Annotated in this window: 8 protein-coding genes; 7 read left to right on the forward strand and 1 reads right to left on the reverse strand. The window is 44.7% G+C overall.

Annotation, left to right across the window (positions count from 1 at the left end):
- Positions 1-123 precede the first annotated feature (123 nt).
- The 4 genes from DK188_RS21575 (at position 124) to DK188_RS20995 (ending at position 6,647) form a co-directional block, all read left to right on the forward strand.
- Entirely contained in the window at positions 124-333 is a 210-nt protein-coding gene (locus DK188_RS21575) for a hypothetical protein (RefSeq protein WP_157963321.1), read from the forward strand.
- Positions 334-337: 4 nt separating this feature from the next.
- Positions 338-1,999: a TlpA family protein disulfide reductase gene (locus DK188_RS20985; protein ID WP_157963322.1), complete on the forward strand. Its 1,662-nt coding sequence runs from the start codon at positions 338-340 to the stop codon at positions 1,997-1,999.
- A 2-nt stretch (positions 2,000-2,001) separates the two neighbouring features.
- Positions 2,002-5,196 carry a SusC/RagA family TonB-linked outer membrane protein gene (locus tag DK188_RS20990; RefSeq protein WP_111672826.1) on the forward strand — a complete coding sequence of 1,065 codons (3,195 nt, stop codon included), beginning with the start codon at positions 2,002-2,004 and terminating at the stop codon, positions 5,194-5,196.
- A gap of 128 nt (positions 5,197-5,324) precedes the next feature.
- A complete protein-coding gene (locus tag DK188_RS20995) occupies positions 5,325-6,647 on the forward strand; it encodes a RagB/SusD family nutrient uptake outer membrane protein (RefSeq protein WP_111672827.1) in 1,323 nt (440 codons plus the stop codon).
- 45 nt (positions 6,648-6,692) lie between these two features.
- Here DK188_RS20995 and DK188_RS21000 read toward each other — a convergent pair whose 3' ends face one another.
- Complete coding sequence (locus DK188_RS21000; RefSeq protein ID WP_111672828.1) at positions 6,693-6,974, reverse strand: hypothetical protein; 282 nt, start codon at positions 6,972-6,974, stop codon at positions 6,693-6,695.
- Positions 6,975-7,425: 451 nt separating this feature from the next.
- On the opposite strand from DK188_RS21000, the gene DK188_RS21005 reads away from it, so the two are divergent.
- The 3 genes from DK188_RS21005 to DK188_RS21015 all read left to right on the forward strand — a co-directional run bounded on the left by DK188_RS21005 (position 7,426) and on the right by DK188_RS21015 (position 10,958).
- A complete protein-coding gene (locus DK188_RS21005; RefSeq protein ID WP_111672829.1) occupies positions 7,426-8,025 on the forward strand; it encodes a cyclic nucleotide-binding domain-containing protein in 600 nt (199 codons plus the stop codon).
- 1,323 nt (positions 8,026-9,348) lie between these two features.
- A complete protein-coding gene (locus DK188_RS21010) occupies positions 9,349-9,999 on the forward strand; it encodes a DUF6266 family protein (RefSeq protein ID WP_111672830.1) in 651 nt (216 codons plus the stop codon).
- 212 nt (positions 10,000-10,211) lie between these two features.
- Positions 10,212-10,958, forward strand: coding sequence for a hypothetical protein (locus DK188_RS21015; RefSeq protein ID WP_111672831.1), 747 nt, complete (start codon positions 10,212-10,214; stop codon positions 10,956-10,958).
- Positions 10,959-10,982 lie beyond the last annotated feature (24 nt).

Raw genomic sequence — 10,982 nt, forward strand, 5'->3', positions numbered from 1 at the left:
TAAGAAGTGTCAGCCTGACAGTACTAGGCCGTGGACTGTCGACAGTCGACTGTTGACCACATCGGTCATCGGTCACCCGACACCGGACATCCATTATCCAGCTTCATTAACAACCATCAAAGCATGCAAAAATTACTACTCACATGCTTCCTGGCATTGCTATGTCTGAAAATTGCGGATTTTCTGGTTTCCACACTAGTGAAATTCCTCCTTATCCGACTTAGAAACGCCACAGTTGGGAAGCCTATTTCGCCCGACGGAGGAGGGTATATCTCGCTAAAGCGTATTTCGTCCCGATTTCCCGGGACTTATCTCATCCACCTCAATTACTAAAGAAATGAACACACTACTACTTATTCTACTGCTTAGTAGCAGCATAGAAATCCCATCGAGCAAAGTTGCCGATTCACCCCCAGAGGTGCAGGATCATAGGCCTGCGCCTTCAGTCTCCCCACATTCAGGAGACGCCCATCGGGGAGGAGCAATCCTCTCCGATGTTTTTCAGAGTTCGGTTTCAGAGGGTATGATCTACTTTGAAATCGCATCCCCAATTCCTCCTGATACTCTCTGGATCACCTACTGGGAGCATCTGCTAAGTGATGCACCTTCGGTGACACCAGGTACCCGAATTCCTCTAATCGCTGAAAAGGGAACCTATTTCGAAGGCAGTGCAGGGACACAGGTCTTTTCATTCGTGTTTCCAGAAGAACTGGAATCCGGCTTTATCAGCATTGCAGCAGGCAAGTCGACCCTTGCGGACCAATGGAGCATTCATGCTGGAGACCGTGTAAGGATCAGATTTGACCTAACTAGTGGAAATGCGCTTTTCGGAGGTCCCAAAGCGGCATTTTTCAGAACTCAATACCTGTTGGATCAAGCATTTAAAGAGGAGAAGTTCAACTCAAATCCCATTCTTATCGCCAATAGGAGCGAAGGGCTATTTGCCGACGATGCCTCAGGTGCAGCCTATCGAAAAGCAAAAAGTAAGGCTCAGGACATCCATGTTAGCATGCAGGTCCTCGTACCCAAGGAAAACGGTTGGGATTACCTGCAGGACTACCTGAACAAACCCCTTGATCAACATCCAGCCTTCTTCATTCTGGAAAATACGGCTCCCGATCTTACGGACTGGGAAAGGGATAAGCTGAATTCCCGGGTTAAAGGCCAAATCCTAAGTACCGCTACCAAACGGGCGGAGCGCATTGCCGATCAACTCGTAGCGGATCAAGAAAAAGGAAAGGCCTTGCTGGATTGGTCAAAGAAACTTCAATTGGGTCAGGTAAAAAGTGCCCATCCACTCCTTGTGCAGGGTTTAAGCAGTTTTGAGATTTTAAAATCAAAGATCAACTCGGAAAGCCTACTGGCGAATCTGACTCAATATCCCGAGCCACTCAAAGACGAACTGTTAGGCTATTTTCTGCTTAGTAATTATAACCGACTGCAAGAAAATCTGGATGCCTACCTCCTGACAGGTATCGAACAGGTAAATACATCTTGGATTAAATCGAAACTGGAATACCTCCATCAGGTTCAGTTGGGTCCATTTCTTTCCGAAGGACTGTATGATGAAGAAGGTCGGAAAGTAGACTTCAGCCAGTTTGAAGGCAAGACTCTTTTGCTTCATTTCTGGATTTCCGGCTGCAAATTCTGCAAAGATGATTACGAAATGGCCTTACAGCCTCTTCAGGAATTGCTGGAATCCAATGAGGATATACTCCTCGTGACCGTCAATGCGGATGGAGGGGAAGGTTCCTGGATGACAAGTTTAGCCACAGGTAATTACACTTCTCCGGAGATGCTTAATCTCCGCGCTGAAAAAGGCACAGGAGTTTTGGACCGATACAAGATCCATTCCTTTCCCCAAAAAATGATTATCGGTCCGGATTCCAAAATCCGATTACAGACTCTGGATAAAATGGGTCCAATGCAGCTTCAATTGCTGCTAAACAAGACTCAAAGCAATTCAGCATTAACCATTTCATCAACCCAACCCCACTGACTATGAAAATATATCTATGGATTATGGTGGCATTTGTCCTACTCTCCGGACAAAGTTTTGGCCAACAAAACGCTGAAGGAAAGCTAAGCGGCACGGTAAAAGATACCAATGGACTGGCCCTGCCGGGAGCGCTCGTTTACCTGAATGGTACGGACTATCGAACGATTACAAATGAAGAAGGCAGCTTTGAGCTGAGCCTCCCCTTCGGGAAATACACCCTGATGATATCGTATATCGGGATGGAAAATTACAGGGCTGAAGTGGAGATTCCCCTTTCCATTCCATTAGACCTGGTGCTAAAGGCCAACGAAAGAGAACTCGGAATGGTAGAAGTGGTGTCTGATGGATACCAATCTTTGCCCAAGGAGCGGGTTACGGGGTCTTTTGTTCAGTTGGATAGCCAACTGGTGCAGCGGAGAGTAAGCGCTAATCTGATTGATCGCCTGGAGGACGTGACTCCCGGACTGATTTTTAACCGGGGGATTTATGCCCGAAACGAACCCATCACCATCCGTGGGCGAAGCACCATTAATTCGGATACTTCACCGCTGATCATCGTGGATAATTTTCCGTACGACGGCCCGCTGGAAAACATCAATCCCAATGATGTGGAGAGCATCACAGTCCTCCGTGATGCAGCAGCGGCATCCATCTGGGGCGCACGTGCAGGCAATGGAGTAATCGTCATCACCACTGTAAAAGGAAGAGTTGGGCAGCCATTGAAAGTCAGTCTCAATTCCAATTTGACAGTTAGTGAACAGCGGGATTTATTCTACCTACCCAGAATGAACAATGCTGACTTTATCGAAATCGAGAAAGATCTTTTCGGAAGGAATTTCTATAGATCCAATGAAAATAATGTCAATAAGCCTAAGCTTTCTCCTGCTGTGGAAACGTTCATTGCCCTACGGGACAATAAAATCACCCAAGCAGAGGCGGACGACTTGCTCGCCCAGTATGGGAATTCTGATTTGAGAGAGCAGATCACAGACTATTATCTGCAACCCTCCCTGCACCAGCAATATGCGTTGTCGATCACAGGAGGCGGTGGTAATCATGCCTACCAGGTTTCCCTTGGCTTTGATCAGAATCGGGCCGATGTGATCGGAAATTCTTCCAATCGCTGGACCCTGGCTTTGGGAGATCAGTGGAAAGGGTTAAACAATAAACTTGAGCTTGGATTCGGAATCAATCTGGCCAACCAAAATTCCCTTACACAAACTGCAATTCCCTCGGGTTACGTCTATGACAGACTTGCCGATTCCAGTGGAAATCCGCTTCCAATCGCCGGAAATTACAGTACCCGGTATGTCAATTCAATTGAAAATATGGGCTTGCAGGACTGGAATTACATCCCTCTTAATGAAATCGGAGAGTTGGACAATAGAAATCAAGCCTATGACCTTCGGATTAATCCTTCCGTCCAATATGCTTTAACCTCCGAACTTAAAGTTGGGATTTTTTATCAGTATTGGAGAAATCTGAATACGGCTAGAAATCGGGATCCATTATCAATTTATTCCACCCGTGACCTGATCAATCGCTTTACACAAAGAGATACGGATGGAAATCTGCTTACACCAGTTCCTGTGGGAGATATATTGGATGTGTCTCAATCCGACACTTATTCCCATACTTTCCGACCGCAGCTGACCTATCAAAAGGAATTGGGTGGAATTCACCAATTGAACGGTTTGGGTGGACTTGAAGTAAGAGATTTAAAGGGATTGGATTGGACAAGCCGCTACTATGGGTATGATGATGAACTTGGGCTAAGCATTCCGGTGGATTTTGCGACCATCTTTCCTTTGTTCTATAATCCGGGACAACGATCCTCCATTCCATCGGGTATTTCTCACGGTGGAAGAGTGGATCGCTTTGTCTCTTATTATGCCAATCTGGGCTATGGGTTGAGAGATCGATATTTCCTAAATCTGAGCGGTAGAAAGGACCAATCGAACATTTTTGGGGTGGATGCAAACATGAGAGGTGTACCGCTTTGGTCGGTTGGAGGGGCATGGATCATATCAGATGAAAAATTTGCTAAGGGTACTAAAATGCCCTTTTTAAAACTCAGGGCTACGTATGGGTACTCCGGGAATGTTAACAAAAACTTATCTGCCCGACTCACTGCGCAATACGCTCCCAGTTTCCCTTTTGATCTGATTCCTCAGTTGAGGCAGGCGGGTATCATCAATCCCGAGAATTCCAGGCTGGGTTGGGAAAAAGTGAGGACAACCAATATTGGGTTGGACTTCGAAACACAAAACGGTTTTCTGAGCGGGAGTGTAGAATACTACCTGAAAGATTCCAGAGATCTGATCGGACAGTTTTCGCTTCCGGCAGCTACAGGAAGAACAAACCTGAACGGTAATTTCGCTTCCAGTCAGGTAAGAGGCGCTGATATCTCCTTGACCGCAAACTGGATTAACGGAAAGGTTCGCTGGAGTTCATATCTCATCTACAGTGCTGTCAATGAAAAGGTGACGGATTTTGAACAAATCCCAACAGTAGCCAATCTATTAAGCATTGCCAATACTTCAATGCCCTATCCAATCGTTGGGCGCCCACTCTATGGGATCTATTCTTATGCTTGGGCAGGATTGGATCCGGATACGGGAGATCCAATGGGTTTTTTGGATGGAGAGCCAAGCATGGATTATCTGGCGATGTTTAGAGCTGCCACGATTGACAACCTGCAATACCATGGCCCTGCCCGTCCGACTTCTTTTGGAGCTCTCCGAAATGAGGTGAGTTATAGGGGCTTCCGCTTGTCGGTCAATGCATCCTATAGATTTGGATACTATTACAGAAGGAGGTCGGTAAATTATTATGAGCTCCTCCGAGGCCTTCCGGGGCATGGAGACTATCATAATCGCTGGATGGAACCCGGTGACGAGCTCAGGACTAGTGTCCCTTCCCTGCCGGCTACTGCAAATCTTAGGCGAAATGATTTCTATACGCATTCTGCCTCATTGGTGGAAAAAGGCGACAATATCCGCTTAAATGATATCCGGTTATCATACAGTCTTTCCCGACAGCAAATCAAAAACCTTCCTTTTCAGGGCCTGGAACTCTATACCTACGCCAATAATCTGGGAATTATATGGAAGGCCTCGAATGATCCACTGGATCCTGATTTCCAATCAGCAAGAGCCTTGAGGTCTATTTCTTTTGGATTAAGAATGGATTTCTAAATCAAACAAAAGGGTAAAAGGAAACCGGTATTCCTCATACGGTTAGCTAGTTGATAAACCCAAAACGGTTTCCCGGTCACAATCCCTGTGACCACCCTTTTTTATTAAACCCTAAACACGACATCAAAATGAAAAATAAAATCAAAATATTTCTGACAGGATTTGGCCTTTTGTCCCTGTTTTCCTGCGACAGTTTTCTGGAGGAAAAGCCTCAAAAAGCCTTACTTATTCCGCATTCCTTCGAGGATGTAAGAGGGCTTTTGGATAATTACTCTTTTTTCAGCATCAAGCCACTCACGCTGTTTATTGCCGCTGATGAATGGGAGACTCCATCTGAAAACTGGGAAACCTTCGCTCCATGGGAACAAAATACTTACCTGTGGCAGATCAACAGGTTTGACCCTCAAGAAAGGTCCGCCGACTACATCAATCTACATGGGCAGCTAAACACTGCAAATACAGCATTGAAAATTCTGGATGACTTAGAAAACAAAAATGAAGCAGCCTATGGCCAATTAAGGGGGGACGCTTTGGCGATTCGCTCAGGTGTCTTGATTGATTTGGCTGTTCTTTTTTTGCCTTCACCTCAAAGCAATCGATCCGAAGAAGTCAAGATTCCGGTTAATCTCAGTTCTGATATCAATGCGCCATTGCAAATGTTCGGGATCAGGGATTTGTTTGATTTGGTAAAGCGGGATTTGGATGAGGCTTTTTCACTTCTTCCTGATAAGGACGAATTTAAAACCAGAGCAGATAAGCGGGTCGTAAAATCTCTTCTGGCGCGGATTTATTTGTACGAGCAAAATTGGGAAGAGGCATTTGAAGCGGCAGACTTTGTGATAGCTAACGGAGATGGATTGATGGAATATTCGGAAATGGATTCTACTTTATTCTATCCCTTTACACTTTTCAATTCTGAGACGGTTTGGTTCAGGGAATTTCAAAGTTCAGGGGTAAATGCAGGGCCGGCTACTTACATTCTACCGGAACTGTATGATTCCTATCAGGCAAATGACTTGAGAAAGGCACTTTTTTTCAGATTGAGCCCAACACAAAGGCCGGTTTTCAAAGGATCCTATACCGGAGGATTTCTTTTTTTCTCAGGAATAAGTCTTTCCGAATTATACCTGACCGCTGCCGAGTCGGCGATTCGATTCGGCAGGGTGGAAGAGGGGCTACAGAAATTGAATGAATTGGGGAAAACAAGGTACCGAGAGTTTGAATCATGGATAGACTTGAATCAGGAAGAAGCCTTGGCGCTTACACTAGCTGAGCGCAGAAAAGAACTGGTTTTCCGAGGGACTCGATGGATGGATATGAAACGGTTCCGTCAGTTGGATTCTTCCTTCAAAGCTACCCGAGAAATTTATGAAACAGTCTATGAATTGGTAGAAGAAAATCAATTTACAATGGAGATTCCTCCTTACGAAGTTGTGCTTGGTGCACGGTAAAAAAAAGAACCCGGAATCAAAAACTCCGGGTTCTTAACGAGTTGCTTATTTGATTGGATCTTCAACTGGATCTAAGCTAATGTTCACAAATTTGCGGTTTAACTGCGGCTGAATTGGATTTCCTTCGACCGCATCAAAGAGGCACTGAGGCTGAGTGTCGCTGTCACAGCGATAGGTAACTCCAATTTGTCCCTCGATCAGATACCAATCGGTTCCATCAAATCCGTACATCTCAGTAGGCAACTCCTTTGGAGAAGTAAACGCTACTGCGGCAAATGCTGCAAGAGCAAATGCCAATAGGGGTAATCTTTTGGTAATTGCTTCCATGATTACAATCGTTTGTGAGGGTTACCCCTCGGTGAAACATAAAACACTTGGTAATCGGGACCTCTGTCGCGAAGCTCCTTCCGTGGACTTCATCCTACGTAAGGAATCCGCCCGAGAACTTCGCACCAGAGGCTGAACCGACCGGGTTGCCCCGTCAAGGAGCCGGTTCGGACTCCCTGCACCGCCGAGTGTGGACTGGCATCTTCGCTCCCAGTCCTGAAGATGAGCGGCTTTGAAAGGCCATTCGGAGAAATCCCCTATGGTATATTGAACCTACAGGATTTGTTTTTTATGTGCAAATCCTTGATTTTGATCTGGTTATTAAAACATCACTTTTCATAATCACTGATATGAAAAATCAATTTAGATTTTTAATTTCCGTTAGACTTAAAGTTTGTTTAACCCGGATTCTACTGGATTTTCCTCTAGATTCCATAAAAAGTGAAGTTGGATGGTCAGCGATTTTAACCTCAAATGGAATATTATCCATTATGCCCAAAAGCATGGAATTTATGTTCCAAACCTATTTAAGCAACTGTTTGATAAAGCAGGAACAGTCCTGTTCCAGAGAGGCGAACCTGTCAAATTTAGACAGGATGAGCTGTTGTGCTTTATCAATTCCGGAGCGGTATTGGGTGATTTGAAAATGGAAAATGGAAGAAAAGAGTGCCATCTACTGATGGAGAAACACATTTTTTATACCGGTTTGGAATTAGGAGGGAAGATCAAGCGGAAGTCAGCGACTTGGACAGCGGTAAAGCATACTGAAATTACTTATATTCCTTTGACGTATTTGCTTGTGGCGAAAAAGGAATCCGAAAGGTATCCCAACGATCTTTTTGAACACATAATTAATCAGGATCACTATGCCAGCAGTGTATTCACAGAAATACAAAATGAGACTACACTTGAAAACAAAATTAAAACCATGCTGAATATTTCACCTGAATTTTTGGAGATCAAGCAGCGGCATCTTTCCGAATACCTGATGGTCCGACCCCCTTCCTTGAGTCGATCACTTAAGGAGTATGACGAGAAGCATCTGAAATAAGGGATTTCTTTTTTGTTTTTTTGGTTGAATTTCCAAGGTGGTATTTGTTGCAATAGGGACATAGATAAGCCTCCAGTCTGGAATAGTCTTCACATTTGAAAAAATGGCGGTTTCGATAAGTATAGTCCATCACATACCATGCAATTTCAGGAGAAGGAAACTTAACTTTTCCCAGGCAAACTGCCCGGATGCGAAGCAGTGAAGTGGACGATATGATAGAGATAGCCTGCACGATGTAGCTTTGATTTCTAAGTTAATGGATTTCAGAATTGAGGAAAAGTCTGGTTATCGAATGGGGTTTTAGATAACCTGAATATCTTGGGTTCAAAAAAAATTTTGGTAAATTTCTGATAATCGGAAGGTTGAGGGTCATTCATCAGGTTGAGATGAAGAGGGCTGTAGAGAAGTGGCCCCAAGTCAAGTCACTAGCTTTAAAAATTTCATGAAACCGAAATTGCCTGAAATTAGTGTCCGCTAAATCGGACTGAACCCAGCTATCCGTTCCTTATAGAGACGGGAGTGTTACGTAGAATAAAAGCCCAGTATCACAGGCATCCATACCTATGCCAAAGCTTTATGCAGGTAGTGTTAAGCCTTATATACATCGGGTTTGCTTCCACTCTTCTTCGACTCTTCCTCGACTCATCTTTTGGGTAGAAGTCGAAGATGAGTCGAAGAAGACTCAGTGTAAAGTCATCGTATATCTAGGAAACGAAACTGTATCTACGTGGAGGTTGAACTTTTACTACTACTGGTATTTACCGAGGCATATCTTTTTTAAACCGTTTTCCTGAAATTGTAATGGCGAAGTCTTCTTGTTGTCCCGCTTCTCCAGAAGCTGGACAGTTATACAATATTCTTAATTCCTGCGTGGAATCGACCTTCTCGCCCATCCCATAGTTCTACGTCAAGGTTAATCACCATTTTCTCTTTCTTAGATCTTGGATTTGGCAAGGGCTATTTGGATCCAATGGGGTCATCCAATAATATTTTCACCTGATAGCAAATTCAAAAGAATAAGGGTTGTCGGTTGCAGAATTCCCGGCTTTTGTTGGAATGCGATGTGACAGCCTTGCTAAACGCTAACCTCTGCTTGGATTACGTGCATGCAGCGTCCAGACAAAGGCATACCAACGGCAATCGGGTCCCATACTTCCTTCGGACTTTGTACTGCTGCCCTATGGTCTGGCTACGGTCTGGGTTCTGTTGCCGGCAACAGAATCCCGGTAAATACGCGGTAACCAAACCGCATCATGATTAAGGCCTCATTCAGTTGGCTATCTAGTACCCATTACATATCATTCACCAAAATAGAACTAACCAATGGCAAGACTAAATCATCCTTTTCTAGGCCAGATTTCAGGAAAATTGGGCAATCTGGTCATTTATCAACTCAACGGAAAAACAGTGGTCAGGGAAAAACCACAATGGAAAAAGACCTACCAGCCCACAGCACTCCAGCGCCTATACCAGCAAAAGTTCAAACTTGCAACAGCAGCACTCCGCCCGCTGAACAAACTCCTGGATACCGGATATGGAGAGTTTGTTACCCCGACCAAAAAGGGATTTCACCTTGCACTTTCCCAAAAGCTAAAATCAACTATGCTTGAAATCCAGGGAACTGTCACTGTACAGTATGAATCCATTTTGCTGTCATCAGGGCTTGTTAGTCCAGTGCATAACCTTCAGCCGGAATGGATCGGTGCAAGACAACTTAAGCTCAACTGGGAATCCCAAGGGAATCAGGGAAACTCCAGAGAGTCCGATTTCAGCTGGATTGTCATCTATAATCCCGAAGAGGGGATTGCAGAAGAGTTTACGGGAGAAGCTTTTCGCAAAAGCCAATCCCAGATCCTTGAACTTGCTCCGAGAATTAATCTTTCTGGCAGCTATCTCTACATGTCCTTTTACCGTCAACTTCCAAGGAATAAAAGGAGATTTTCAGATTCTGTCTGTATTCCTCTTGGGACTTAGAATCTAAGAAAACTGGGTTTAAAATGAATCCAGAATGAGGAAACAGTCAAGGTCGGGAAGAGCTTCCCGACCTTTTTTAATGTAAAACCCAGCTAATAGCCCATGCAGCAAGAAGCAAAGAGTGCAGAAACTGGCAAGGAATGCATGTTTAGTTGATAATCTTTTTTGAGGGGCTGACCTTGGTGGCATGTTTCACTAAAACCCATAGGATTATGGCAAAACAAGCGAGTATAATTACACTGAAGGGAAGAGTCGGGAGACTTTCCTTTTACAAAACCAAGGATGGTTACCTGGCCCGGGAAAAGGGCGGCGTAGAAAAATCAAGGATCATGAATGATCCCCGATACGCCCGAACCCGGGAAAACATGCGGGAATTCACCGACAATGCAAATTCCACCAAATTGGTGAAAGATGCACTTCGTCCGGTGATCTCCAAAGTCAGTGATCAGCGTCTGGGTCTCCGACTGAATCAGCAGATGATGAAAGTGCTCAAATCAGATGCGGTAAGTGTCCGGGGAGAACGCAAGGTGAAAAATGGCACCTGGGATTTGCTTGGAGGAATGGAATTGAACATCCGTGCTTCCCTGTCCAGAACCCTTCTGTTCAAGATCGAGACACTTGATTCACCTACATCCTGGCAGATTAATATTCCGGCATTAGTTCCCAATGATGAAATCGCCTATCCATCAGGTGCGGAGGGTTTCAAAATCACAGCAACCGGAGTAGGCTTGGATTTCGACGCAGGAACAAGGACTACGGTCACAGCGGCAACTCCAATCCTTCCCGTTTCGGCGCCGGTAGAAGCCTCAGTGCTTTCCATTGATAAATCACAGTTAGGTGGTACACACTTCCTGTTTGTATTGAGTGTTGAGTTTTACCTCAACGTCAATACCACGGATTACCACATGAACAACGGTGATCACAATGCAGGAAAGATCATTACCGTAAGTCAAGTCTAATGCGCTTGCTGTTAAAGCGAAGAT

Origin of the sequence: Algoriphagus litoralis, from assembly GCF_003259255.1 — a bacterium.
Lineage (GTDB): Bacteria > Bacteroidota > Bacteroidia > Cytophagales > Cyclobacteriaceae > Algoriphagus > Algoriphagus litoralis.

Coding starts and splice junctions, on each gene's coding strand:
- DK188_RS21575 (WP_157963321.1), top strand. CDS start 124: ATGCAAAAATTACTACTCACATGCTTCCTGGCATTGCTATGTCTGAAA.
- DK188_RS20985 (WP_157963322.1), top strand. CDS start 338: ATGAACACACTACTACTTATTCTACTGCTTAGTAGCAGCATAGAAATC.
- DK188_RS20990 (WP_111672826.1), top strand. CDS start 2,002: ATGAAAATATATCTATGGATTATGGTGGCATTTGTCCTACTCTCCGGA.
- DK188_RS20995 (WP_111672827.1), top strand. CDS start 5,325: ATGAAAAATAAAATCAAAATATTTCTGACAGGATTTGGCCTTTTGTCC.
- DK188_RS21000 (WP_111672828.1), bottom strand. CDS start 6,974: ATGGAAGCAATTACCAAAAGATTACCCCTATTGGCATTTGCTCTTGCA.
- DK188_RS21005 (WP_111672829.1), top strand. CDS start 7,426: ATGGTCAGCGATTTTAACCTCAAATGGAATATTATCCATTATGCCCAA.
- DK188_RS21010 (WP_111672830.1), top strand. CDS start 9,349: ATGGCAAGACTAAATCATCCTTTTCTAGGCCAGATTTCAGGAAAATTG.
- DK188_RS21015 (WP_111672831.1), top strand. CDS start 10,212: ATGGCAAAACAAGCGAGTATAATTACACTGAAGGGAAGAGTCGGGAGA.